The organism is Actinacidiphila sp. bgisy145 (genome assembly GCF_057708125.1).
This window is the reverse complement of the sequence record NZ_JBYIRL010000031.1, coordinates 1-24,771: the sequence shown is the minus strand read 5'-3', so window position 1 is coordinate 24,771 and position 24,771 is coordinate 1. Positions and strand designations below refer to the sequence as shown.

The window sequence follows — 24,771 nt, the reverse complement described above, 5'->3', positions numbered from 1 at the left end:
CGAGGCTCGACGGCATGAGCAACGACACGCTGTCCGGGGCCGCGTCCACGGCCCCCGCCACCCCGTCCGCCGCCCGCACCGACCCCGTCACCGGTACCGGCCCCGCCGCCCGTGCCGTCGCCACCGGGCCGGGCCGCCCGGGGCCGCGGTCCGGGCTGCTGCTGGGGACCATCCTCGGCGGCCTGTTCATGGCGCTGCTCGACGTCTTCATCGTCAACGTCGCCGCCCCCACCATCCGCGCCGACCTGCACGCCTCCGGCGCGGCCTTGCAGATGGTGGTCGCCGGCTACACCATCGCGTACGCGGTGCTGTTGATCACCGGCGCCCGGCTGGGCGACCTGCTCGGGCACCGGCGGATGTTCCTCACCGGCCTGTCGGTGTTCACCGCCGCCTCACTGGCCTGCGGGCTCGCCGGGACCACGGGGGAGCTGATCGGCTTCCGGTTCGTGCAGGGCGCCGGGTCGGCGCTGATGATCCCGCAGGTGCTGAGCCTGCTCCAGCTGAACTTCCGCGGGGACGCCCGCACCCGCGCGATGAGCGCGTACTCGGCGGTGATCGCCTCCGGCGCGGCGCTCGGCCAGTCGCTGGGCGGTGTGCTGGTCAGCGCCGACCTGTTCGGGACCGGTTGGCGGCCGGTGTTCCTGGTGAACGTCCCGATCGGCGTGGTGCTGCTGGCGCTCGCCCCGCGGGTGCTGCCGAAGGACCCGCGCACCGCTCCGGAGCGGCGCCGCGGCCTGGACCTGCCGGGCCTGGTGGCGCTGGGCGCGGCGGTCACGCTCCTGACGGTGCCGCTGGTGCTCGGGCAGGAGGAGGGCTGGCCGCTGTGGGGCTTCGTCTGCCTCGGGCTGAGCGTGCTGGTGTTCGCGGTGTTCGCGGTGGTCGAGCGCCGGCTGACCCGGCGCGGTGGCGCGCCGCTGGTGTCCGGGCGGGTGCTGCGCGCGCCGGGCATGATCCGCTCGGTGGCGCTGCTGATGCTGGCCATGGCGGTGAACGCCGGCTTCCTCTTCGCGGTGGCGCTGCACCTTCAGACGGGGCTCGGCTACAGCGCGCTGCGCACCGGGCTGACCTTCGCGATCACCGCGGTGGTCTTCGGCGGCACCAGCCTTTACTGGCGCCGGCTGCCGAGCAGGTGGTGGGGCCGGCTGGCCCCGGCCGGGATGGGGCTGGCCGCTCTCGCGCTGGCGGTGGTCGGGCTGGCGCTGCGCGGCGGAGGCGGCGGCGGTGGGGCCTTCTACGCCGGTCTGGTGCTGCTCGGCGCCGGATTGGGCCTGTCGTTCAGCCCGACGTTCGCGCTCGCACTGGCCCAGGTCGCGCCGCAGGACGCCGCCGACGCGAGCGGACTGCTCGCCACGGTGACGCAGCTCGGTCAGCTCGCCGGGGTGGCGACCCTGGGCACCGTCTACCTCAACCGGCTCGGCTCGGGTGTGGGCGCGCACCACTCCGCGCACGCCTACGCGGTCACCTCGGTGGCGCTGATCGCGGTGGCGGTGCTGGGCGTGGTGGCGGCGTCGGTCCGGGGTTCGTCGGCGGGCAGCGCCGGGTAGTCGGTGTAACCGCGGTCGTCGCCGCCGTAGTACGTGGCGCGCTCGGGGGAGTTGTACGGCCCGCCGCGCCGCAGCCGCAGCGGCAGGTCGGGGTTGGCGAGGAAGAGGGCGCCGTAGGAGAGCACGTCCGCGGTGCCGTCCTCGACCAGGGACAGCTGCTCGGGTCCGGCGTGGCCGCCCTCGACGCGGGGGTTGAGGACGAACACCCCGCCGAACCGGTCGCGCAGCTCTCGGGTCAGCTCCCGGTCCGGGCTCTCCACCAGGTGCAGGTAGGCCGGGCCGACCGGTTCCAGGTCGCGCAGCAGCGCCCGGTAGGTGGGGGCCGGGTCCGGCTCGTCGATGTCGCCCAGCGCCTTGCCGGGGGAGATCCGCAGCCCGGTCCGCTCGGGGCCGATCGCGGCGGCCACCGCCCGGACCACCTCCACCGCGAACCGGGTGCGGCGGCGGTCGTCGCCGCCCCAGTGGTCCACCCGGATATTGGCGTTCGGGGCGAGGAACTGATGCACCAGGTAGCCGTTGGCGCCGTGCACCTCCACCCCGTCGAAGCCGGCGGCCATGGCGTTGCGGGCGGCGGCGGCGTGGTCCTCGACGGTCTGCCAGATGTCGTCCTCGTTCAGCTCGTGCGGCACCACGAACGGCTTCGGCCCGTTCGCGGTGTACACCGAGCCCTGCGCGGGGACCGCGGACGGACCCACCGGGTAGAGGCCGTCCGGCAGCAGGGAGGGGTGCCCGATCCGTCCGGTGTGCATCAGCTGGGCGAAGATCCGGCCGCCCGCGGCGTGCACCGCCCCGGTCACCTTGCGCCAGGCGGCGACCTGCTCGGCGCTGTGCAGCCCGGGGGTGTCCGGGTAGCCCTGCCCGCCGGGCGACGGCTGGATGCCCTCGGTCACGATCAGCCCGGCCGACGCCCGCTGCGCGTAGTAGGCGGCGGTCGACGCGGTGGGGCTCAGCCCCGGCCCGTACGCCCTGCTGCGGGTCATCGGCGCCATGGCGATCCGGTTGCGCAGGCGTATCCCGGCCAGGTCGATCGGGTCGAACGCGGTGGTCACGGTGGCCTCCAGCCTCTTGTCCACACGGCCCGACCCACCGTAGCCCGCAAAACCCGCACCTTTTATTGAGACTTCGTGAACACCGCGGCCGTCCGGCGGCCGTCCCGCAGCCGTCCCGCTCCCGGGCCCTCGCGCCCCCTGGCGCCCGGGACAATGGATGTGCTTCCCGCCGGTGCGGCCGTGTAAAGTGGCCACAGGCCGCCGGGACACCGGCCGCCGCGGGGCTGTAGCTCAGTTGGTAGAGCGCTTGCATGGCATGCAAGAGGTCCGGGGTTCAATTCCCCGTAGCTCCACACGACCGCGAACGCCGCACACCACCGGGTGTGCGGCGTTTTTCGTGTCCCCGCGGCGCGCAGGACGCGGGCGGGGCGTGAGCCCTCGTCAGGCGCCGCGGCGGGGAGGGCGTTTCGGGCCGGGGCGCGGTGAGCAGCATGTCGACGCGGAGCGTTCACCGGACGTGCGCGGGGCGGGCAGGGGAGAACTACCGTTCCTTTACGTTCTCTTGGGGAAACCATATCCCTGGCATGAACTGATCAGCGAAAGAGTGTCGCTCTGCGGTGAGCCGCGCACGCATAGCGGCGAGCCGCCTTGATGCGACAACCATTCGCTGCGTATGGGGGTTCCATGAGATTTGAGCGCAAGAGAACGCGCGCGGCACTCGCGGTGGCGGCGGCGCTGCCGCTGGTCGCCGGTGCCCTCGCACTTGGTGCCCAGAGCGCCACGGCCGCACAGCCCGCCGGACGGCAGCTCCTGAGCGGCACCAAGCCGCAGTGGGCCACCGCGGGTGCGGACAAGGGCGCCACGTCCGACAGCGGCAAGGTGACCGTACGGGTCTACCTGGCCGGCAAGGACGCCAAGGGCCTCGAAGCCTACGCCCAGTCCGTCTCGGACCCGAACTCCGCGGACTACGCGCACTACCTGACGCCCGCTCAGGTCAAGGCCCGGTTCGGCGCCACCACGGCCCAGACCGACGCGATCACCGACTGGCTGACCTCCGCCGGTCTGAAGGTGACCGGCTCCAACGCGCACTACCTGACCGTCACCGGTGACGTGAAGGCCGCCGAGAAGGCGTTCGGCACCCAGCTGCACAACTACACCAAGTCCGGCCACACCTACCGGGCCCCCACCAGCACGGCGTCCGCGCCCGCCTCCCTCAAGGGCGCCGTCCTGACCGTCACCGGCCTGGACAACGCCCCGAAGAAGGCCAGCCACGACGACACGCTGCCCGGCCCCGCCGACGCGTTCGTCAACGCCGGCCCGTTCTCGACCTACTACGGGTCGAACACCAACACCAAGCTTCCCTCCGCGTACGGCGGCAAGGCCCCGTACACGATCAAGGGCTACACCGGTGACCAGCTGCGCGCCGCCTACGGCGCCGGCAAGTACACCGGCAAGGGCGTCACCGTCGCGATCACCGACGCGTACGCCTCGCCGACCATCGTCGGCGACAGCGCCACGCTGGCGAAGGACACCGGCGGCCAGAAGTACCGCAAGGGCCAGCTGACCCAGGTCACCCCGGCCGCCGACGCCTACACCAACGTCGAGGACTGCGGCGGCAACGGCTGGTACGGCGAGGAGACCCTCGACGTCGAGTCCGTGCACGCACTCGCCCCGGACGCGAACATCGTCTACGTGGGCGCCAAGTCCTGCTACGACGACGACCTGCTCGACTCGCTGAACACCATCGTCGACGGCCGGCTCGCCACCATCGTCAGCAACTCGTGGGGCGACGTCGAGGCCAACTCGACGCCGGACGTGCAGGCCGCCTACGACCAGACCTTCGAGCAGGGCGTGGTCGAGGGCATCGGCTTCTACTTCTCCTCCGGTGACGACGGCGACGACACCATCGACGGTGCCAAGGACGTCAGCACCCCGTCGGACTCCGCCTGGGCCACCTCCGTGGGCGGCACCTCGCTGGCGGTCGGCAAGAACGACACCTACCTGTGGGAGACCGGCTGGGGCACCGAGCGCGCCCCGCTGTCCTCCGACGGCAAGAGCTGGGACGGCTTCCCCGGCCCCTTCACCTCGGGCGCCGGCGGCGGCACCAGCAAGCTGGTGCAGCAGCCCTTCTACCAGCGCGGCGTCGTCCCTGACTCGCTCGCGCTGGCAGGCGGCGGCACCACGAAGATGCGGGTCCAGCCGGACATCTCGGCCGTCGCCGACCCGAACACCGGCTTCCTGATCGGCCAGACCCAGGCCTTCCCCGACGGCACCGTGAAGTACAGCGAGTACCGCCTCGGCGGCACCTCGCTCGCCTCACCGGTCATCGCCGGCGTCCAGGCGCTCGCCGAGCAGGCCCGCGGCGGCGTGCCGATCGGCTTCGCCAACCCGCTGATCTACGACCGGTACGGCACCTCCGCCTACCACGACGTGACCGACCACCCGCTCGGCCAGAACCAGGGCATCGCCAATGTCCGCGTCGACTACGCCAACGGCGTGGACGCCTCGGACGGCCTGGTCACCAGCCTGCGCACCTTCGGCGTGGACAGCTCGCTGCACGCCACGGTCGGCTACGACGACGTCACCGGCGTCGGCAGCCCGGCCAAGGGCTACGTCCAGTCGTTCAAGCCCGCCAAGCCCGCCAAGCAGGGCGGCGGCAAGAAGCACTGACGCGACGGCTTCGACGCTGACGGCGGGCCCGTACCGGCAACCCCGGCTACGGGCCCGCCCCCGTGCGGGCCCGGGACGCGCTGCGGTATCCTGACCGCATGCGAGCCGTGAGCCTCCTGCTTAGCCCGCCGCGCTGACCGAGCACCACGTCAGTGCGGCACCCCTCCTGCGCGAGGGGTTTTTTTGTTTCCCCTGCCAGGAACGGCAGGAACCCGGGGAACCCCGGGAACACCAGGAAGCGGCTCACGGCGGCGCAGCCGTCACGACATCGATGGAGTACCGAGGACGATGAGCGACACCACCCCGGCCGCCGAGACGGCTGCGCCGTACCGCTACACGGCCGAACTGGCCGCGCGGATCGAGCGCCACTGGCAGGACCACTGGGACGAGCACGGCACCTTCGCCGCCCCCAACCCCAGCGGTGAGCTGGACGGGCAGCCCGAGCTGGCCGCCCGGCCGAAGAAGTTCATCATGGACATGTTCCCCTACCCCTCCGGGGTGGGCCTGCACGTCGGCCACCCGCTGGGCTACATCGCCACCGACGTCTTCGCCCGGCACCAGCGGATGACCGGCCACAACGTCCTGCACACCCTGGGCTTCGACGCGTTCGGCCTGCCCGCCGAGCAGTACGCCGTGCAGACCGGCACCCACCCCCGGGTCAGCACCGAGGCCAACATGGCCAACATGCGCGCCCAGCTGCGTCGGCTGGGCCTGGGCCACGACCGCCGCCGCTCGTTCGCCACCATCGACCCGGAGTACTACCGCTGGACCCAGTGGATCTTCCTGCAGATCTACAACTCCTGGTACGACCCCGACGCCGACCGGGCCCGCCCGATCGACACCCTGATCGCCCAGTTCGAGGACGGCAGCCGCCAGGTGCCCGGCGGCCGCCCCTGGGCGGAGCTGAGCGGCCCCGAGCGCGCCGACGTGCTGAGCGGCTACCGCCTGGCCTACGCCGCGAAGTCGCCGGTCAACTGGTGCCCCGGCCTGGGCACGGTGCTGTCCAACGAGGAGGTCACCGCCGACGGCCGCTCCGAGCGCGGCAACTTCCCCGTCTTCAAGGCGAACCTGCGCCAGTGGATGATGCGGATCACCGCCTACGCCGACCGGCTGGCCGACGACCTGGACGCGGTGGACTGGCCCGAGGCGATCAAGCTCCAGCAGCGCAACTGGATCGGCCGCAGCGAGGGCGCCCGGGTGGACTTCGCCGTGCGCACCGCGTCCGGCGACGACCGCGCGATCACCGTCTTCACCACCCGACCGGACACCCTGTTCGGCGCCACCTACATGGTGCTGGCGCCCGAGCACGATTTGGTCGAGCCGCTCGTGCCCGCCGCCTGGCCGGCCGGCACCCGCGACGCCTGGACCGGCGGCCACGCCACCCCGGCCGACGCAGTCGCCGCCTACCGCAAGCAGGCCGCCGCGAAGTCCGACGTCGAGCGGCAGGCCGAGGCGAAGGACAAGACCGGTGTCTTCACCGGCGCCTACGCGGTCAACCCGGTCAGCGGCGAGCGCGTCCCGGTCTTCATCGCCGACTACGTCCTGATGGGCTACGGCACCGGCGCGATCATGGCGGTGCCCGCCCACGACAGCCGCGACTTCGCGTTCGCCCGCGCCTTCGACCTGCCGCTGCGCTGCGTCGTCGAGCCCGGCGACGGCCGCGGCACCGACCCGGCCGCCTGGGACGACGCCTTCGTGTCGTACGACGGGAAGATCGTCAACTCCCGTACCGGCGACGGGGCCGCCGACCCGATCAGCCTGGACGGCCTGGGCGTCGTCGACGCGAAGGCCGCCATCACCGCCTGGCTGACCGAGCACGGCATCGGCGAGGGCACCGTCAACTACCGCCTGCGCGACTGGCTGTTCAGCCGCCAGCGGTACTGGGGCGAGCCGTTCCCGATCGTCTACGACGAGGAGGGCACCGCGCACGCCGTACCCGACTCGATGCTGCCCGTGGAGCTGCCCGAGGTCGACGACTACAGCCCGCGCACCTTCGACCCCGACGACGCCGACACCTCCCCGGAGCCCCCGCTGGCCCGCAACGAGGAGTGGGTCACCGTCGAACTGGACCTGGGCGACGGCAACGGCCCGCGCACCTACCGCCGTGAGACCAACACCATGCCCAACTGGGCGGGCTCGTGCTGGTACGAACTGCGCTACCTGGACCCGCACAACACCGAGCGGCTGGTCTCCGCCGAGGCCGAGTCGTACTGGATGGGCCCGCGCGAGGGCCAGCCGGCCGGCGGCGTGGACCTGTACGTCGGCGGCGCCGAACACGCGGTGCTGCACCTGCTGTACGCCCGGTTCTGGCACAAGGTGCTGTACGACCTGGGGTACATCTCGTCCTTCGAGCCGTTCCACAAGCTGTACAACCAGGGCATGATCCAGGCGTTCGTCTACCGCGACGCGCGCGGCATCGCGGTGCCCGCGGCCGAGGTCGAGGAGGTGGACGGCGCCTACTTCCACCACGGCGAACCCGTCTCCCGGCTGCTGGGCAAGATGGGCAAGTCGCTGAAGAACGCGGTCACGCCCGACGAGATCTGCGCGGAGTACGGCGCCGACACCCTGCGGCTGTACGAGATGGCGATGGGCCCGCTGGACGTCTCCCGCCCCTGGGACACCCGCGCCGTCGTCGGGCAGTACCGCCTGCTCCAGCGGATGTGGCGCAACGTGGTGGACGAGGCCACCGGCGAGGTCACCGTCCTGGACGCCGAGCCCGACGAGGCGACGCTGCGCGCCCTGCACAAGGCGATCGACGGCGTCTCCACCGACATGGCGAACCTGCGGTTCAACACGGCGATCGCCAAGATCACCGAGCTGAACAACACGCTGACCCGCACCTCGGGCGCCACCGGCGGGGTGCCGCGCTCGGTGGCCGAGGCGCTGGTGCTGCTGATCGCGCCGCTGGCCCCGCACTTCGCCGAGGAGCTGTGGGCCAAGCTGGGGCACGGCGGGTCGCTGGCCCACGAGCCGTTCCCGGTCGCCGACCCCGCGCTGGTCCAGGACGAGGCCGTCACCTGCGTCGTCCAGGTCAAGGGCAAGGTCAAGGCGCGGCTGGAGGTGCCGCCGGCGATCACCGACGCCGAGCTGGAGAAGCTGGCGCTGGCCGCCCCGGCGGTCGTCGAGGCGGTCGGCGGCGCGGCGGTGCGCAAGGTGATCGTCCGGGCGCCGAAGCTGGTCAACATCGTGGTGTGAGGCCGGCCCCCTCGGGGTGTGCGGCCGTAGCGCGGGGGCGCGGAGGTGCGGTGCCCCTAGGGGAGGGGCCGGAGCGGGTTCGGGGAAACGACCGGGACAGGTCGTCCGGCGCTCCGGCCCCTTCGCCCGTCCGCAGGCATTACCGTGGAACCAGGCCCGAACGGGTCGGTTGGACCGGGCCCGGGTGGGCCGTGGCCCGCGATCGGAGGCGCTGTCCGTGGAGACCGTCGGCATCATCCTGCTGCTGTTCTTCCTGATCTTCGCGACGCTCGCGACGGTGGCGATCGTGCGGACGACGCGTGCGGTGAAGCGGGGCGTCGAGCGGCACACCTCCCGGGCGCGCCGGCTGGTGGAGGACCAGAAGCTGCGGGCCCGCCGGTTCGCCCAGCCCGGCGACATCGGGGCGCTCACACAGCTCCGCCTCGACCTGCGCTCCTCCATCGACAGCACCTTCGAGGCCATGGCGCACGCCTCCCTGCCCGAGGCCGCGGCCCTGCTCGACCGGCTCAACGACCACGCCCGCACCCTCGACGCCGAGCTGAAGCTGCTCGAACGCGAGCCGGACAAGGCCAGGGTCGCCGCGCAACTGCCCGAACTGACCGAGCGGACCCGGCACATCACCCACTCCGCGGACTCGCTGCGCTGGGCGGCCCAGGACCGGGTGCACCACGCGAACGGCGACGACCTCGCGTCGCTGACGCGGGAGATCGACATGGAGGCGACGGCGCTGCGGCACTGGGAGCCGATCGCCCGCGGCGGCGGGCAGAACGCGGGGGAGCTGCGGGACAAGCCGCACTGAGCCGCCCTGAGCCGCACTGAGCCGCAGGTCCCGACGTGCCGCACCGCGCGGGGCCCCGGTAATCTCCCGACATGCCCCCGCACGTCTCCATCGTCACGGACTCCACGGCCTACCTGAGCCCGCAGGCCCTCACCCGGCACGCCATAAGCCTGGTCCCCCTCACCGTGGTGATCGACGACGAGGCGTTCGAGGAGGGCACCGACATCTCCGCCCCCGCCGTGGCCCGCGCCCTCCAGCGCCGCCGCCCGGTGACGACCTCCCGCCCCAGCCCCGCGGAGTTCACTGCGGCCTACGAGGCGGCCGCCGCGTCCGGCGCGCAGGCGATCGTCTCGCTCCACCTGTCCGCGGACTTCTCCGGGACGTACGACGCCGCGACCGTCGCGGCGAAGGAGGCGCCCGTTCCGGTGCGGGTCGTCGACACCGGGATGGTCGCGATGGCGCTGGGCTTCACCGTCCTCGCCGCCGCCGAGGCCGCGGAGGCCGGGGGCAGCCCGGACGACGTCGTGGCCGCCGCCGAGCGCCGCGCCGCCGCCACCTCGGCCTTCTTCTACGTCGACACGCTCGACTACCTGCGGCGGGGCGGGCGGATCGGTGCCGCGCAGGCGCTGTTCGGCTCGGCGCTGGCGGTGAAGCCGCTGCTGCGGCTCGCGGACGGGCGGATCGAACTCCTGGAGAAGGTGCGCACCGCGTCGAAGGCGGTGACCCGGCTGGAGGAGATCGTGGTGGAGCGGGCGGCGGCCGCGGTCGGTGGGGAGAGCGGTGGTGCGGGGGCCGGGGGGGAGGGCGGCGGGCGGGTGGACCTCGCGGTGCACCATCTCGCCGCGGCCGAGCGGGCGGCCGCTCTGGCGGAGCGGCTGCGGTCGCGGGTGCCGGGGCTGGGAGAGTTGGTGGTGAGCGAGGTGGGCGCGGTGATCGGGGCGCACGCGGGGCCGGGTCTGCTGGGGGTGGTGGTCGCGCCGCGGTGAGGCGGGGGCGCTGATGTGGGTGCGGGGTCACCCACATGAGTGGCGAAGTTGTCCACAGGGGGTGGGTTCTCCACAGATCTCGGGGGCGGCCGTTCCGGGGGGTGCGGGCGGGCCAGCATCGAGGCATGGACATTTTGGACTCGTCGGAGTCGCTCAGTTCCCTCGGCCCGCTCGGGTTCCCCGGCGCGCGGACCTCCTCCGGTTCGCGGACCTCATCGAGCGGCCCCGGTTCCGGTCGGCGGGACCGTAGGGAATCGGATGCCGCCGAGGCGGCGCGGGACCGTACCGCGGCGGTGTTCGGCGCGGCGCGCGAGGGGCCGTCGCTCGGCCCGCCGGTCGCGGGCACGCCGGTCTTCGGGAGCGGGCCGCTCGGCCGCGCGCGGACCTGGCTGTTCGTGCGGTGCGGGCTGGAGCTCAAGACGGTGCTGGCGCTCACGGTCGTCCTCGCGGTGGCGGCCGGGCTCGCCGTCCAGCACTACTGGGCGGGGCGGCCCCGCACCGTCCGCGTCCCCGCGGCGCCGCTGCCGCCCGAGGCCGCCCCGGCGTCCCCGCCCGCAGCCTCCCCGCCGGCCGCACCGGTCCCGCCCTCACGGCCGCCCAAGCTCACCGTGGACATCGCGGGCAAGGTGGCCAAGCCCGGCCTGCGCAGACTCCCCAAGGGCGCGAGGGTCGCCGACGCGCTCACGGCGGTGGGCGGGCCGCTGCCCGGCACCGACACCACCGCGCTGAACCTCGCGCGGCCGCTCGCCGACGGTGAGCAGATCCTCGTCGGGGTCACCCCGCCGCCGTCGGTGGGCGGTGCCTCCGCGGGTGACGGTTCCGCGGGCTCCCCGGATGGCACCGGCGCCGTCGGGGGAGGCGGGGCCCCGGGCGCGCCCCTCCACCTCAACACCGCCACCGAGCCGCAGCTCGACGCGCTGCCCGGTGTCGGCCCCGTCACCGCTCAGCGCATCGTCGCCTACCGCGCTCAGCACGGCGCGTTCACCTCGGTGCAGCAGCTCCAGCAGATCCCGGGCATCGGGCCGCGCAAGTTCGCCACCCTCCAGCCGCTGGTCGAGCCATGAGCCCCGCCGGGGAGGCGCCGGAAGCTCCGCCGCGGGGTGACGAGCGGGCGGCGGTGCACGCCGCGGCGGCCTCGCGGTTGGGCGCGGCACACCCGAAGCAGGAGGGGCCGCCCGACCTGCGGCTGGTCGGGCCCGCGCTGGCGGCGTGGGGCGCCGCGGCGGCGGTGCCGACGGTGGGGGCGGCGGTGGTGGTCGCGGGGTTGGTGGCGCTGACGGCCGTGGCCGCCGTGGCCGTGGGGGTCGTCGGGCTGGTCGGTGTACGGACCAGGGGAGTACCGGCCGGGTGGGGGCGGGTGAGCCTGGGGGCGGCGGCGCTCGCGACGGTGCTGTGCGGCGCGGTCGCGGCGGCGGCCGCGGCGTTGCAGGGCGCGGAGTTGACGCGGGGGCCGGTGCCGGCGCTCGCCCGGCACCGGGGCGGCGCGGAGGTCGTGGTGCGGGTGAGCGGCGACCCCTTCGCGCCGGAAGCCGGGGTGGGGGAGCCGTTGGTGGTCGTGCCGGCGGTGGTGGAGCGGGTCGGGCGGACCCGGCTGCGGACGCCGGTCGTCGTGATGGCGTCGGGCCCGCCGTCGGCCTGGCTGCGGCTGGTCCCGTCGACCCGGCTGGCCGCCACCGCGCGGTTCGCACCGGACGAGCGCGGGCGGACCGCGGCCCTGCTGCGGGTGAGGGGCGCCCCGCGGATCACCGGGCCCCCGACTCGCACCCAGCGCCTGGCCGCCCACCTGCGCGCGGGCCTGCGCAACGCGGCCGCCCCGCTGCCCGCGGACGCCCGAGGGCTGCTGCCCGGTCTGGTGGTCGGGGACACCGCGGGGGTCCCGCCGGAGCTGGCGGAAGCGTTCAAGGCCACGGACCTGGCGCACCTGACGTCCGTGTCCGGCGCGAACCTCACGGTCGTGCTGATCCTGCTGATCGGGCCGCCCGGACTGGCCACGCGCGTCGAGCGGCGCGGTGTGGCCGCCCGGCTCGGACTGCCGCTGCGCTGGACCGCGCTGGCCGGCGCCGCGCTCACCGCCGCCTTCGTCCTGGTCTGCCGGCCCGGCCCGAGCGTGCTGCGGGCGGCGGCGTGCGGTCTGATCACCCTGCTCGCGATCGGCACCGGGCGGCGCCGCTCCCTGCTCCCCGCGCTGGCCGGGGCGGTGCTGCTCCTGGTGCTCTGGGAACCGGAGCTGGCGCGCTCCTACGGTTTCGCGCTGTCGGTGCTGGCCACCGGCTCGCTGCTGACGCTGGCACCGCGGTGGGCCGCGGCCCTGCGCCGGCACGGGCTGCCGCCTCGTGCGGCGGAGGCCCTGGCCGCGGCGGCGGCCGCGCAGGCGGCGTGCGGGCCGCTGATCGTGGTGCTGTCGGCGCGGCTGAGCCTGGTCGCGGTGCCGTGCAACCTCCTGGCCGAGCCGGCGGTCGGTCCCGCCACGGTGCTGGGGTTCGCGGCGCTGGTCGTGGCCCCGTTCGCCCCGCTCCCGGCCCGCGGGCTGGCGTGGCTGGCGGGCTGGCCCACGCGGTGGATCGCCGCCGTGGCCCGGCACGGCGCCGCGCTGCCGGGCGCGGAGGCTGCCTGGCCCGGCGGGTGGGCGGGCGCGGCGCTGCTCGCGGTGGTCACCGCCGCGGCGGCGGTCTGCGGCCGCGGCCTGCTGCGCCGCCCGTGGCTGTGCGCGGGTCTGGCGGTCGCGCTGCTGCTCGCCCTGGTGCGGCCGGTGCCGCTGCCCCGCGTCACAGCCGCATGGCCGCCGCGCGACTGGCGGTTCGCGATGTGCGACGTCGGCCAGGGCGACGCGCTGGCGCTCGCCACCGGCCCGGGCAGCGCGGTCGTCGTGGACACCGGCCCCGACCCGGCCGCGGTCGACCGCTGCCTGCGCGACCTGCGGGTCACCTCGATCCCGCTGCTCGTCCTCACCCACTTCCACGCCGACCACGTCGACGGGCTGCCGGGCGCGCTGCGCGGCCGCCGGGTCGGCGCGATCGAGACGACCACGCTGGACGACCCGCCCGGCCAGGCCGCCCAGGTCCGCCGGCAGGCCGCGGCCGCCGGGGTGCCGCTGCGCCGGGTGGCCCCGGGCGAGCAGCGCGCCCTCGGCCCGCTCACCTGGCAGACCCTGTGGCCGGCCCCCGGCTCAGGCCCGCTCCCGTCCGGCGCGCCCAACGACACCAGCATCGCCCTCCTGGTCCGCGACGCCGGCCTCACCCTCCTCCTGCTGGGCGACCTGGAACCCGACGTCCAGGCCCAGGTCCTCGCGGACCACCCCGACCTGCCCCGCGTGGACGTCCTCAAAGTCGCCCACCACGGCTCCGCCTACCAGGACCCGGCCCTCCTCGCCCGGGCCCGCCCCCGCCTCGCCCTCATCAGCGTCGGCGCCGACAACCCCTACGGCCACCCCGCCCCCCGCACCCTCACCACCCTCCACGCCCTCGGCGCCCTCACCCTCCGCACCGACCAGGACGGCCCGATCGCCCTCACCGGCACCACCCCCGCCACCCTCCACACCACCTACCTCCCCGACGCCCACGCCCACGCCCACCCCGCCATCCCCCGAACCCGGCCGCCCACAGGGCCAGTTGACGACGACGCCGACGGGTGAAGAGAAGTTGCCAACACTTCTTTCTAAAGATATCTTTACATATCATGGAGAACCCAATGCCGTCCTCGATCCAGCTCACCGACCCCCGCGCCCTGCGGGCCTACGCCCACCCGACCCGGATGGCGCTGGCCGGGCTGCTTCGGCGGGAGGGGGCGCTCACGGCGACGCGGGCGGCACAGTTGACGGGGGAGTCCGTCGCCAGCTGCTCGTACCACCTGCGCATCCTGGCCAAATACGGGCTGGTGGAGGAGGACACTCCGGCGGGACCGGGGCGGGAGAAGCCGTGGCGGGCGACGGCGCGGTCCACCGGCTGGCCCGGTTACTCGGCGGACCCTGCGGTCGCCTCAGCGGCCGAGGAGCTGACCGTGGCGGTGGCGGAGAACTACTTCCACCGCATGGCGCGGGCGCAGGACGCGCGTCGGGAGTTGCCGCGCGAGTGGCAGGAGGCGGAGGTGTTCACGGACACCACGCTTTACCTGACGGCTGAGGAGCTGAGTGCGTTGGGGAAGCGGATCGCCGGCGTCCTCGCGGAGTTCAGCGACCGCGGGGACGATCCGGAGTTGCGCCCGGAAGGCGCCCGTCGGGTGCAGTGGCTCCAGGTCGCCTTCGCGGACGCCGAGCCCGGGACGGAAACGGCAGGGAGCGGGGACGGATCATGACGGGCGGCGGTCGGTTGCCGGTGGCGGTGCGGCTGCCGGAACTGCTGCGGCAACGACCGTTCCGCCGCTACTGGAGCGGGCAGACCGCTTCGTTCTTCGGAGACCAGGTCACCTTCCTCGCGGTACCGCTCGCCGCCGTGCTGGTGCTGCACGTCGACGCTGTCGAGATGGGCTGGCTGTCGACGGCAGGATTGCTGCCCGCGCTGCTGTTCTCCCTGGCTGCGGGCGCCTGGGCCGATCGCAGAGGACGGCGTCGCCAGATGATGATCGCCGCCGACCTCGGCCGGGCCGCGCTGATGGTCTCGATACCGGTCGCCTACGCCCTCGGGCATCTCACCCTCGTGCAGATGTACGGAGTGGTCTTCCTCGTCGGCACGCTCTCGGTGGTCTTCGATGTCTGCAACGTCACGCTGTTCGTCTCGCTCGTCGAACCGGAGCAGTATGTCAGGGGGAACACACTGGTCAACGGCAGTCGGGCATTGTCCTTCGTGGCCGGACCGAGCGTCGGCGGTCTGCTGGTGCAGGTACTCGCCGCGCCGCTCGCACTGCTCGTGGACACGTTGTCGTATGTCTGGTCCGCCGGGCTGCTGGCCAGGATCGCCCCCGTCGAGCCGCCGCCCGCCGAGCCGCGAAAAGGGCACTTCTCGGCCGGGCTGCGCTTCGTTGCCGACTCCCAGTCCCTGCGTGCGCTGGTGGCGGGCGCGGCCACGGTCAACTTCTTCAATTTCGTCTTCCACGCCCTGATGGTGCTCTACGCGGTCGACCAACTCGGGCTGAGTGCGGGCACGTTGGGTGTGGTACTCGGTGCCGGGGCAGTCGGCGGGCTGGTCGGGGTGTTCGTCACCGGGCGGGTGGTGCGGGCGATTGGCATCGGGCCCACGGTGCTGCTCGGCTTTGTCGCCTTCCCCGCGCCATTGGTGCTGGTGCCGCTGGCCGGCGGGCCGAAGCCGCTGGTCCTGTCGGCACTGTTCGGCGCCGAGTTCCTGTCCGGCATCGGGCTGATGCTGTTGGACATCGGCAGCGGTTCGCTCCAGGCCGCGCTCATACCCGACGCTCTGCGGTCGCGGGTCAGCGGGGCGTTCCGGATGGTCAACTACGGGGTGCGGCCGCTGGGCGCGCTGGCCGGCGGACTGCTCGGCGGTTCGCTCGGGGTGCGGGCGACGCTGGGGGTGGCGGCTGTCGGCGGGGTGCTGGGAGTGCTGTGGGTGCTGCCGTCCCCCGTGCCGGGGATGCGTGAGCTGCCGGGTGGGTCCGGGGGCGAGCCGGCGTCCGCCGTGGTCTGAGGCGGGGGCTACGGGGTGTCGCGGTCCTCCTCGAGCCAGCCGCCGTGGTGGGAGGCGATGTCGTCGAGGGCCGCGGCGGCGGGGAGGTCGTCGGGGTCGTCGGATTCGACGATCACGAGCCACTGGGCGTCCTCGGCGTCGTCCTCGCCGGCGAGGGCGTCGCGCAGCACCCGCGGTTCGTCGGGGAGGTCGAACTGCTCGGAGAGGAGCTCGGCGACCTCCTCGGCCGCGTCGCGTTCGGGCAGCACCAGGACATGTCGTACGTCGGTCACCACGGCATTGTGCCCGAGGTGGGAGGGCCGGGTGTCGGTGGGGCGTGGGATGCTGGTCGGCGATGGCCAGGAAGACCGCTTCAGACGACGTACTCGCTCCGCTGACGCTCGCCGTCGGCCAGGAGGACCTGCTGCTGGACCGCGCGGTGCGCGAGGTGGTGACCGCGGCGAAGGCCGCCGACCCCGACACCGACGTGCGGGACCTGCCGTCGGAGGCGGTTCAGCCGGGCACGCTCGCGGAGCTGACGAGCCCGTCGCTGTTCGCCGAGCGCAAGGTCATCGTGGTGCGCAACGCGCAGGACCTGTCGGCGGACAGTGTGAAGGACGTCAAGGGGTATCTGGCCGCGCCCGCCGAGGAGATCATCCTGGTGCTGCTGCACGCGGGCGGCGCGAAGGGCAAGGCGCTGCTGGAGGCGGCCCGGAAGGCCGGGGCGCGCGAGGTGGCCTGCCCGAAGATGACCAAGCCGGCCGACCGGCTCGGGTTCGTCCGGCAGGAGTTCCGCACCCTCGGCCGGTCCGCGACCCCGGAAGCGGCCCAGGCGCTGGTCGACGCGATTGGCAGCGATCTGCGCGAACTGGCCAGCGCCTGCGCCCAGTTGACCGCCGACGTGGACGGCACCATCGACGTCGACGTGGTGGCGCGCTACTACACCGGCCGGGCCGAGGCCACCGGCTTCGAGGTCGCCGACCTCGCGGTGACCGGGCGGGCCGCCGAGGCGCTGGAGCGGCTGCGGTGGGCACTGTCGGTCGGCCAGCCGCTGCCCGGCATCACCTTCGCGCTGGCCTCGGGGGTGCGGTCGATCGGCAAGCTCGCCTCGGCGCCGCGCGGCGCCAACCCCGGCCAGCTCGCCCGCGACCTCGGCATGCCGCCGTGGAAGATCGACCGGGTCCGGCAGCAGATGCGCGGCTGGTCCGCGGACGGCGTCTCGGTGGCCCTGCGCGCGGTCGCCGAGGCGGACGCGGCGGTCAAGGGCGGCGCGGCGGACCCGGCGTACGCGCTGGAGAAGGCGGTGGTCACCATCGCCCGCGCCGCCCGCTCCCGCGCAGCCGCCGCCCGCACCTGACGCCGCGCCCCGCGCCGAAGAACCCCGCTACGACTTGAGCTTCGGCAGCGTCGCCCGCGTCGCGGCCTTCACCCACGTCGCCCCCTGCGTGGCCGTCGCCGGGGAACTGGAGCTGCCCACCGAGTAGTTGCTCCACTGCATGGTGTACGTCACCCAGCCGTCGCGCACCGCGAGCGTCACGTAGGAACTGCTCGTCGTGGTGTCGCTGACGAGGTACGCCTCGTCGCCGTAGCCCTTGACCGGGGTCACCGTGTAGTGGTCCGTGTGCTGGGTGTAGCTGCGCCAGCTGTCGGCGAACTCCCCGCTGGGGTCGGTCTTCTTGTGCAGGTCCACCTCGACGTACACGTACGAGTCGGGGTACGACTCGGACTCCTGCTGGAGGCTCTCGTCGCAGTACATCTCGTCCAGTGTCGGGGTCTTGGCGGTGTACTGCGTCGGGTCGTCGTCGTCCTTCGGGTAGGTGGACTTGAAGGCCGACAGGTCGACGGAGTCGCAGAGCTTGCTGACGAGCTTGTACCCGCGCAGGTCGGCCTTGGGCGAGGAGTCCTTGCCGAACAGCAGCACCCCGCCGCCCCACAGCGCCGATGCCACCACGGCGCCCACCACCGCCCACAGCACCGCCCGCCCGGCACCGCCGGAGCCCTGCGCCGCCCCGGGCGCACCCGGCATCCCCGGCGCACCCGGCGGCAGGTAGTACCCCTGTGTCGGCGGCTGCGGCGCGGCACCGGGCTGCCCGGGCTGCCCCGGCTGTCCCGGCTGGGCCACCCCCGGCTGCCCCGGCGCCGGCGGCCCGAAGGCGCCTGCCTGCGCGTAAGGATTGTGCTGGGCCGGTACCGGCGTCCCGTACCCGCCGACCCCCGGGGCTTGCGGCGCCTGCGGGGGCGTCGGTGCCGAGCCGGGAACAGGCGGCGCGGGCTGCTGGTAGGGGTTCGAACTCGGCTGCTCGGGCGGCGTCGACATACGCCGAGACTAGCGGCAGCGGTACCCCTGCGGGGATGGTCGGTCACGGAACGCTCACGTCCCCGTGACGTCCTCGCGACCTGGCGGTACGCAGGTGACGTGAGGGGCGGCCCGGGACGTGCGAGAGCCCGCCCGGGCGGACCCGGGCGGGCTCTCGGAAAGACGTCCGGCGCCGCAGGCACGTGGCGAACGTCCGCGTGCGGCGCGCTGGGTCGGGGCCGTGCCGGTCCGGGCGGTAGAGGGGCCGCTCGTTCCGGTTGCCGGCGGTGCCGCGATCCGTGACGTGGTCCGGCTGTCCAGCTGTCCTGCTCGTTCAGCGGTCCCGCTGGTTCAGCGGTCCCGCTGGTTTCAGCGATCCGCTGCTCTCAGCCGTCCCGCTGGTTCAGCGGTCCTGCTGGTTCAGCCCTGGAGCGCGGAGACCGACTGAGCCAGCGCCGACTTCTTGTTGGCGGCCTGGTTCTTGTGGATGACGCCCTTGCTCACGGCCTTGTCGAGCTTCGCGGAGGCGGCGCGCGCGGCGGCGGTGGCCTTCTCGCTGTCGCCGGCCGCGACGGCCTCGCGGGTGCGGCGGATCGCGGTCTTCAGCTCGGACTTGACGGCCTTGTTGCGCTGGCGCGCCTTCTCGTTGGTCTTGTTGCGCTTGATCTGGGACTTGATGTTCGCCACGAAAGAGCCTTCTCAGGTTCGTCTGGCCGCCGGCTTGTGCCGTCGGCGGGTCGAGCAGAGTGCGCGCCTCGGGTAGAGGGCACGAGACGCACCGGCCCAGGCTAGCAGCAGCACGCGCGCCCTCCCAAACCGTGCCCGCCCCCCGGTCATGGGACTATGGGGGACAGTCCGCCCGTCCTCACGTTCTCAAGAAACTGGACCCCGCGTGCCCGCGACCCCTTCTCCTCTGCCGCACGACGTCCCGGAGCCGAGCCGTACCGACCCGGCGCTGATCCGGAACTTCTGCATCATCGCCCACATCGACCACGGCAAGTCGACGCTGGCCGACCGGATGCTCCAGCTCACCGGCGTCGTCGACCAGCGGCAGATGCGCGCCCAGTACCTCGACCGGATGGACATCGAGCGCGAGCGCGGCATCACGATCAAGTCGCAGGCCGTCCGCCTGCCGTGGGCGCCGACCGCCGGCGACGACCAGGGCCGCACCCACATCCTCAACATGATCGACACCCCCGGCCACGTGGACTTCACCTACGAGGTGTCCCGCTCGCTGGCCGCCTGCGAGGGCACGATCCTGCTGGTCGACGCGGCCCAGGGCATCGAGGCGCAGACGCTGGCCAACCTCTACCTCGCGATGGAGAACGACCTCACCATCGTGCCGGTGCTCAACAAGATCGACCTGCCGGCCGCCCAGCCGGAGAAGTTCGCCGAGGAACTGGCCAACCTGATCGGCTGCGACCCCGCCGACGTGCTGCGGGTCTCCGCGAAGACCGGCGTCGGCGTGGACGCGCTGCTGGACCGGGTGGTCCGCGACGTGCCGGCCCCGGTCGGCGTCGCCGACGCGCCGGCCCGCGCGATGATCTTCGACTCCGTCTACGACTCCTACCGCGGCGTGGTCACCTACGTCCGGGTGGTCGACGGGCAGCTCACCAAGCGCGAGCGGATCAGGATGATGTCCACCGGCGCCGTGCACGAGCTGCTGGAGATCGGCACCAACTCCCCGGAGATGCTCGCCGCCGACGGGCTGGGCGTCGGCGAGGTCGGCTACCTGATCACCGGGGTGAAGGACGTACGCCAGTCCAAGGTCGGCGACACCATCACCACCCAGTCGGCCGGCGCGACCGAGGCGCTGGGCGGCTACAAGGACCCCAAGCCGATGGTCTTCTCCGGCCTGTACCCGCTGGACGGCTCGGACTACCCGGAGCTGCGCGAGGCGCTGGACAAGCTCCAGCTCAACGACGCGGCGCTGGTCTACGAGCCCGAGACGTCCGCCGCCCTCGGCTTCGGCTTCCGCGTCGGCTTCCTCGGCCTGCTCCACCTGGACGTGATCCGGGAGCGGCTGGAGCGCGAGTTCGGCCTCGACCTGATCGCCACCGCCCCCAACGTGGTCTACCGGGTCACCATGGAGGACGGCGCCGAGCACACCGTCACCAACCCCAGCGAGTTCCCCGAGGGCAAGATCGCCGAGGTGCACGAGCCGGTGGTGCGCGCCACCGTGCTCGCCCCCACCGAGTTCATCGGCGCGATCATGGAGCTGTGCCAGAACCGGCGCGGCTCGCTGCTCGGCATGGACTACCTCTCCGAGGACCGGGTGGAGATCCGCTACACCCTGCCGCTGGCGGAGATCGTCTTCGACTTCTTCGACCAGCTGAAGTCCAAGACCCGCGGCTACGCCTCGCTGGACTACGAGCCCACCGGTGAGCAGGCCGCCGACCTGGTGAAGGTCGACATCCTGCTGCACGGCGACAAGGTGGACGCGTTCTCCGCGATCACCCACAAGGAGAAGGCGTACGCCTACGGGGTGCGGCTGGTCGGCAAGCTGCGCACGCTGATCCCGCGGCAGAACTTCGAGGTGCCGATCCAGGCCGCCATCGGCGCCCGGGTGATCGCCCGCGAGACGGTCCGCGCCATCCGCAAGGACGTCCTCGCCAAGTGCTACGGCGGCGACATCTCCCGCAAGCGCAAGCTGCTGGAGAAGCAGAAGGAGGGCAAGAAGCGGATGAAGATGGTGGGCAACGTCGAGGTGCCGCAGGAGGCGTTCATCGCGGTGCTGTCCACCGACAGCGAGGGCGAGGCCAAGGCGAAGAAGTAGCGCCGCGCGGGCTGGGCGGGGCGGGTGGGGGGACGGGCGGCGCGGTCACGGTTTGCGACCCGCCGCCCGTCCCCCCTTACATCACGGACGTATGGCCTCTACCCTGATCGCGGACAGGTTACTGGTGAGTTAAGAACGCCGTTCGGGCCCGGAGGTTGTCGTGACCGACACGCAGACGTTGATCGAGAACCGGCCGCCGTCCGTGGCCACGCTCTTCCTGGAGCGCGTCGACGCGACGCCGGACGCCGAGGCGTACCGCATGCCGGTGCCACCCGCGTCCGGGGAGGGACCCGACGAGTGGCGGTCGCTGACCTGGGGCCAGGCCGCCGCCCGGGTCCACGCCATCGCCGCGGGCCTGATGGACCTCGGGGTGCGCCCCGAGGAGCGGGTCGCGATCGCCGCGAACACCTCGGTGGACTGGATTCTGGCCGACCTCGGCGTGCTGTGCGCCGGCGCGGCGACCACCACCGTCTACCCGTCGACCAACGCCGACGAGACCGCGTTCATCCTCGCCGACTCCGGCAGCCGGGTGCTGATCGCCGAGGACGCCGCGCAGCTGGCCAAGGCCCGCGCGCGCCGCGCCGAGCTGCCCGACCTCGCGCACGTGGTGGTGATCGACCCGGCCGCCGCCACCGACGCCGACAGCGACGGCTGGGTGCTGTCACTGGCCGACCTGGAGAAGCGCGGCGCCGCCTACCTGGAGCAGCACCCGGCCGCCGTCACCGACGCGGTGGCCGCGCTCACCAAGGACCAGCTCGCCACCCTGATCTACACCTCCGGCACCACCGGCCGCCCCAAGGGCGTGCGCCTGCCGCACGACGCCTGGGCGTACATGGCCCGCGCCATCCAGGCGGTCGGGCTGCTCGACGAGAACGACGTGCAGTACCTGTGGCTGCCGCTGGCTCACGTCTTCGGCAAGGTGCTCACCGCCGGGCACATCACCATCGGCCACGTCACCGCCGTGGACGGCCGGGTCGACAAGATCATCGAGAACCTGCCCGCGGTCCGGCCCACCTACATGGCCGCCGTGCCGCGGATCTTCGAGAAGGTCTACAACGGGGTCGCCGCCAAGGCCAGGGAGGGCGGCAGCGCCAAGTACAGGATCTTCCAGTGGTCCGCGCAGGTCGCCCGCGACTACGCCAAGGCCGCGCAGAACAGCATGCGGCTGACCGGTTCCCCGAGCGTCCCGCTGTCGCTGCGCAGCAAGCACGCGGTCGCCGACCGGCTGGTCTACAGCAAGCTGCGCGAGGCGTTCGGCGGCAGGCTGCGCGCCTGCGTCTCCGGGTCGGCCGCGCTCGCCCCCGAGATCGGCTTCTTCTTCGCCGGCGCCGGCATCCACATCCTGGAGGGCTACGGCCTGACGGAGTCCAGCGCGGCGAGCTTCGTCAACCCCGGGGAGTCCTACCGCACCGGCACCGTCGGCAAGGCGCTGCCCGGCCTGGAGGTGCGCATCGCGGAGGACGGCGAGGTCCTGCTGCGCGGCCCGGGCATCATGCAGGGCTACCACGGGCTGCCCGAGCAGACCGCCGAGGTGCTGGAGCCCGACGGCTGGTTCCACACCGGGGACGTCGGTGAGCTGTCGCCCGACGGCTTCCTGAAGATCACCGACCGCAAGAAGGACCTGATCAAGACCTCCGGCGGCAAGTACATCGCGCCGGCCGAGGTGGAGGGCCAGTTCAAGGCGGTGTGCCCGTTCGTCAGCAATGTCCTGGTGATCGGCGGCGGCCGCAACTTCTGCTCCGCGCTGCTCGCCCTCGACGAGCCCGCGCTGCTGGGCTGGGCCGAGGACAACGGCCTGGCGGGCCGGTCCTACGCCGAACTCGTCGGCACCGAGCAGGTGCGCGAGCTGATCGACGGCTACGTCCAGGAGCTGAACGCGGGGCTCCAGCGCTGGCAGAAGATCCGCCAGTTCCGCATCCTCCCGCGCGACCTGGACGTGGAGCACGGCGACCTCACGCCCAGCCTCAAGCTGAAGCGCCCGGTCGTCGAGCGCGAGTTCGCGCCGCTGATCGACGAGATGTACGCGGGCGCCCGCGAGGCGTAGCGGGGCCGGGGGCCGGGGGCCGGGGCCGGGGGTCGGCGGCGGGCAGGGGCGCGGCCGTACGGCGCCCGGTCCGCGGCGCGCGCGGGTGGCGGATACTGGACGGATGCCATCCGTACTCCCCGACGGGGAACCCGTGCCCGCGGACGGCGCCCTGCCGGCCGCCGCGCTCGCGACCGCCGCCGGTCGCCCGCTCGGCTTCTACCTGCACGTGCCGTACTGCGCCACGCGCTGCGGCTACTGCGACTTCAACACCTACACCGCGAGCGAGCTGCGCGGCTCGGGCGGCGCGCTCGCCTCGCGGGACAACTACGCCGACGTGCTCGTCGAGGAGGTCCGGCTCGCCCGCAAGGTGCTCGGCGACGACCCCCGCCAGGTCGAGACCGTGTTCGTCGGCGGCGGCACCCCCACGCTGCTGCCCGCCGCCGACCTCGGGCGGATGCTCGCCGCGATCCGCGACGAGTTCGGCCTCGCGCCGGACGCCGAGGTCACCACCGAGGCCAACCCGGAGTCCGTCGACCCGGCCTACCTCGCCGAACTGCGGGCGGCCGGCTTCGACCGGGTGTCGTTCGGCATGCAGAGCGCCCGGCAGCACGTGCTGAACGTGCTGGACCGCACGCACACCCCCGGGCGCCCCGAGGCGTGCGTGGCCGAGGCCCGCGCCGCCGGGTTCGACCACGTCAACCTCGACCTGATCTACGGCACCCCCGGCGAGAGCGACGCCGACTGGCACGCGTCGCTGGACGCGGCGATCGGCGCCGGACCCGACCACGTCTCCGCGTACGCGCTGATCGTGGAGGAGGGCACCCGGCTGGCCCGGCGCATCCGCCGCGGCGAGGTGCCGATGACCGACGACGACGTGCACGCCGACCGCTACCTGATCGCCGAGGAGCGGCTGTCCGCGGCCGGCTACGGCTGGTACGAGGTGTCCAACTGGGCCACCGGCCCGGCCGCGCGCTGCCGCCACAACGAGCTGTACTGGACCGGCGCGGACTGGTGGGGTGCCGGGCCCGGCGCGCACAGCCACGTCGGCGGGGTGCGCTGGTGGAACGCCAAGCACCCGGGCGCCTACGCGCAGGCCCTCGCGGAGGGGCGCAGCCCCGGGGCGGGCCGCGAACTGCTCAGCGCCGAGGACCGCCGGGTCGAGCGGGTCCTGCTGGAGCTGCGGCTCGCCGACGGCTGCCCGCTGGACATCCTCGCGGAACAGGGCGCCGCGGCCGCCGCCCGGGCGGTAAGGGACGGCCTCCTAGAGCCCGGTCCTTACGGTGAGGGCCGCGCCGTCCTCACGCTGCGCGGCCGCCTGCTCGCCGACGCCGTGGTCCGGGACCTGGTCGACTGAAGACCCCGGCCGCCCCCGGCTACGGCGCCGTCACGAAGTCGATCAGGTGCTCCACGGCGCCCAGCAGCTCCGGCCGCAGGTCCTTGTACGACGCCACCGACGCCAGGATGCGCTGCCACGCCTCGCCCGTCGTCAGGTCGCTCCAGCCCAGCGCCCGGCACACCCCGGTCTTCCAGTCCTCGCCGCGCGGCACCCGCGGCCACTCCGCGATGCCCACCGACGACGGCTTCACCGCCTCCCACACGTCGATGAACGGGTGCCCGACCACCAGCACGTCCTCGTTCGTGACGGACGCGGCGATCCGGGACTCCTTCGAGCCCGGCACCAGGTGGTCCACCAGGACGCCCAGGCGCGCGTCCGGGCCGGGGGAGAACCCCTGCACGATCGCGGGCAGGTCGTCCACGCCCTCCAGGTACTCCACGACCACGCCCTCGACCCGCAGGTCATGGCCCCACACCCGCTCCACCAGCTCCGCGTCGTGGCGGCCCTCCACGTAGATCCGCCCCGCCCGGGCCACCCGCGCCTTCGCGCCCTGCACCGCGATCGACCCCGACGCCGACAGCAGCGGCCCGCGGGGGGCCGGCGCCCCGCCCCGCGGCCGTACC

Annotated in this window: 18 protein-coding genes and 1 tRNA gene; 14 read left to right on the top strand and 5 right to left on the bottom strand. The window is 73.6% G+C overall.

Annotated elements, in window-relative coordinates; genetic code table 11:
* Positions 1 to 14 precede the first annotated feature (14 nt).
* Entirely contained in the window at positions 15 to 1,544 is a 1,530-nt protein-coding gene (locus AC3ERT_RS25790) for an MFS transporter (RefSeq protein WP_435177120.1), read from the top strand.
* Here AC3ERT_RS25790 and AC3ERT_RS25785 read toward each other — a convergent pair.
* Entirely contained in the window at positions 1,451 to 2,593 is a 1,143-nt protein-coding gene (locus AC3ERT_RS25785; protein ID WP_335982172.1) for an alkene reductase, read from the bottom strand. The two genes, AC3ERT_RS25790 and AC3ERT_RS25785, sit on opposite strands and share 94 nt — an antisense overlap.
* A gap of 220 nt (positions 2,594 to 2,813) precedes the next feature.
* On the opposite strand from AC3ERT_RS25785, the gene AC3ERT_RS25780 reads away from it, so the two are divergent.
* The 9 genes from AC3ERT_RS25780 (at position 2,814) to AC3ERT_RS25740 (ending at position 15,735) form a co-directional block, all read left to right on the top strand.
* Positions 2,814 to 2,886, top strand: a tRNA-Ala gene (locus AC3ERT_RS25780).
* Positions 2,887 to 3,217: 331 nt separating this feature from the next.
* Positions 3,218 to 5,203 (top strand): S53 family peptidase, encoded by a 1,986-nt coding sequence (locus AC3ERT_RS25775; protein WP_335982081.1) that lies wholly within the window; start codon positions 3,218 to 3,220, stop codon positions 5,201 to 5,203.
* Between the two features lie 288 nt (positions 5,204 to 5,491).
* Positions 5,492 to 8,398, top strand: coding sequence for a leucine--tRNA ligase (gene leuS / locus AC3ERT_RS25770; RefSeq protein ID WP_435177077.1), 2,907 nt, complete (start codon positions 5,492 to 5,494; stop codon positions 8,396 to 8,398).
* A gap of 217 nt (positions 8,399 to 8,615) precedes the next feature.
* On the top strand, positions 8,616 to 9,197 hold the full coding sequence (locus AC3ERT_RS25765) for a hypothetical protein (protein WP_335982077.1): 582 nt from the start codon (positions 8,616 to 8,618) through the stop codon (positions 9,195 to 9,197).
* A 71-nt stretch (positions 9,198 to 9,268) separates the two neighbouring features.
* A complete protein-coding gene (locus tag AC3ERT_RS25760) occupies positions 9,269 to 10,162 on the top strand; it encodes a DegV family protein (RefSeq protein ID WP_435177075.1) in 894 nt (297 codons plus the stop codon).
* 125 nt (positions 10,163 to 10,287) lie between these two features.
* Complete coding sequence (locus tag AC3ERT_RS25755) at positions 10,288 to 11,226, top strand: ComEA family DNA-binding protein (RefSeq protein WP_435177073.1); 939 nt, start codon at positions 10,288 to 10,290, stop codon at positions 11,224 to 11,226.
* Positions 11,223 to 13,793 carry a ComEC/Rec2 family competence protein gene (locus AC3ERT_RS25750; protein WP_435177071.1) on the top strand — a complete coding sequence of 857 codons (2,571 nt, stop codon included), beginning with the start codon at positions 11,223 to 11,225 and terminating at the stop codon, positions 13,791 to 13,793. The genes AC3ERT_RS25755 and AC3ERT_RS25750 overlap by 4 nt, the downstream gene beginning before the upstream one ends.
* Positions 13,794 to 13,837: 44 nt before the next feature.
* Positions 13,838 to 14,452, top strand: a complete 615-nt coding sequence (locus tag AC3ERT_RS25745; RefSeq protein WP_435177069.1) for a helix-turn-helix domain-containing protein — start codon at positions 13,838 to 13,840, stop codon at positions 14,450 to 14,452.
* Complete coding sequence (locus tag AC3ERT_RS25740) at positions 14,449 to 15,735, top strand: MFS transporter (protein ID WP_435177067.1); 1,287 nt, start codon at positions 14,449 to 14,451, stop codon at positions 15,733 to 15,735. The genes AC3ERT_RS25745 and AC3ERT_RS25740 overlap by 4 nt, the downstream gene beginning before the upstream one ends.
* Before the next feature lie 8 nt (positions 15,736 to 15,743).
* On the opposite strand, the gene AC3ERT_RS25735 is transcribed toward AC3ERT_RS25740, so the two are convergent.
* Positions 15,744 to 16,007: a hypothetical protein gene (locus AC3ERT_RS25735; protein WP_335982070.1), complete on the bottom strand. Its 264-nt coding sequence runs from the start codon at positions 16,005 to 16,007 to the stop codon at positions 15,744 to 15,746.
* 62 nt (positions 16,008 to 16,069) lie between these two features.
* Here AC3ERT_RS25735 and holA point away from each other — a divergent pair, with 62 nt between their 5' ends.
* The gene (gene holA, locus AC3ERT_RS25730; RefSeq protein WP_435177065.1) at positions 16,070 to 17,071 is read left to right on the top strand and encodes a DNA polymerase III subunit delta; all 1,002 of its coding nucleotides are present in this window, start codon (positions 16,070 to 16,072) and stop codon (positions 17,069 to 17,071) included.
* Positions 17,072 to 17,098: 27 nt separating this feature from the next.
* On the opposite strand, the gene AC3ERT_RS25725 is transcribed toward holA, so the two are convergent.
* Together AC3ERT_RS25725 and rpsT are read right to left on the bottom strand one after the other, a co-directional pair.
* A complete protein-coding gene (locus AC3ERT_RS25725) occupies positions 17,099 to 18,031 on the bottom strand; it encodes a hypothetical protein (protein ID WP_335982067.1) in 933 nt (310 codons plus the stop codon).
* 399 nt (positions 18,032 to 18,430) lie between these two features.
* Positions 18,431 to 18,697, bottom strand: a complete 267-nt coding sequence (gene rpsT, locus AC3ERT_RS25720; RefSeq protein ID WP_202233674.1) for a 30S ribosomal protein S20 — start codon at positions 18,695 to 18,697, stop codon at positions 18,431 to 18,433.
* Between the two features lie 205 nt (positions 18,698 to 18,902).
* On the opposite strand from rpsT, the gene lepA reads away from it, so the two are divergent.
* The 3 genes from lepA to hemW all read left to right on the top strand — a co-directional run bounded on the left by lepA (position 18,903) and on the right by hemW (position 24,166).
* The gene (lepA, locus tag AC3ERT_RS25715; RefSeq protein ID WP_435177063.1) at positions 18,903 to 20,786 is read left to right on the top strand and encodes a translation elongation factor 4; all 1,884 of its coding nucleotides are present in this window, start codon (positions 18,903 to 18,905) and stop codon (positions 20,784 to 20,786) included.
* A gap of 160 nt (positions 20,787 to 20,946) precedes the next feature.
* Positions 20,947 to 22,830, top strand: a complete 1,884-nt coding sequence (locus tag AC3ERT_RS25710) for an AMP-dependent synthetase/ligase (protein WP_435177061.1) — start codon at positions 20,947 to 20,949, stop codon at positions 22,828 to 22,830.
* 103 nt (positions 22,831 to 22,933) lie between these two features.
* Positions 22,934 to 24,166, top strand: a complete 1,233-nt coding sequence (hemW, locus tag AC3ERT_RS25705; RefSeq protein ID WP_435177059.1) for a radical SAM family heme chaperone HemW — start codon at positions 22,934 to 22,936, stop codon at positions 24,164 to 24,166.
* Positions 24,167 to 24,185: 19 nt separating this feature from the next.
* Here the strand turns inward: hemW and AC3ERT_RS25700 are convergent.
* Positions 24,186 to 24,771, bottom strand: a 586-nt coding sequence (locus tag AC3ERT_RS25700) for a DUF3097 family protein (protein WP_435177057.1), incomplete at its 5' end; no start/stop codon positions are given.

Excerpts from the sequence above, each read along its gene's own strand:
- AC3ERT_RS25760 (WP_435177075.1), top strand. The coding sequence starts at position 9,269 with ATGCCCCCGCACGTCTCCATCGTCACGGACTCCACGGCCTACCTGAGC.
- AC3ERT_RS25790 (WP_435177120.1), top strand. The coding sequence starts at position 15 with ATGAGCAACGACACGCTGTCCGGGGCCGCGTCCACGGCCCCCGCCACC.
- AC3ERT_RS25750 (WP_435177071.1), top strand. The coding sequence starts at position 11,223 with ATGAGCCCCGCCGGGGAGGCGCCGGAAGCTCCGCCGCGGGGTGACGAG.
- leuS (WP_435177077.1), top strand. The coding sequence starts at position 5,492 with ATGAGCGACACCACCCCGGCCGCCGAGACGGCTGCGCCGTACCGCTAC.
- AC3ERT_RS25775 (WP_335982081.1), top strand. The coding sequence starts at position 3,218 with ATGAGATTTGAGCGCAAGAGAACGCGCGCGGCACTCGCGGTGGCGGCG.
- holA (WP_435177065.1), top strand. The coding sequence starts at position 16,070 with ATGGCCAGGAAGACCGCTTCAGACGACGTACTCGCTCCGCTGACGCTC.
- AC3ERT_RS25725 (WP_335982067.1), bottom strand. The coding sequence starts at position 18,031 with ATGTCGACGCCGCCCGAGCAGCCGAGTTCGAACCCCTACCAGCAGCCC.
- hemW (WP_435177059.1), top strand. The coding sequence starts at position 22,934 with ATGCCATCCGTACTCCCCGACGGGGAACCCGTGCCCGCGGACGGCGCC.
- AC3ERT_RS25740 (WP_435177067.1), top strand. The coding sequence starts at position 14,449 with ATGACGGGCGGCGGTCGGTTGCCGGTGGCGGTGCGGCTGCCGGAACTG.
- AC3ERT_RS25755 (WP_435177073.1), top strand. The coding sequence starts at position 10,288 with ATGGACATTTTGGACTCGTCGGAGTCGCTCAGTTCCCTCGGCCCGCTC.
- AC3ERT_RS25745 (WP_435177069.1), top strand. The coding sequence starts at position 13,838 with ATGGAGAACCCAATGCCGTCCTCGATCCAGCTCACCGACCCCCGCGCC.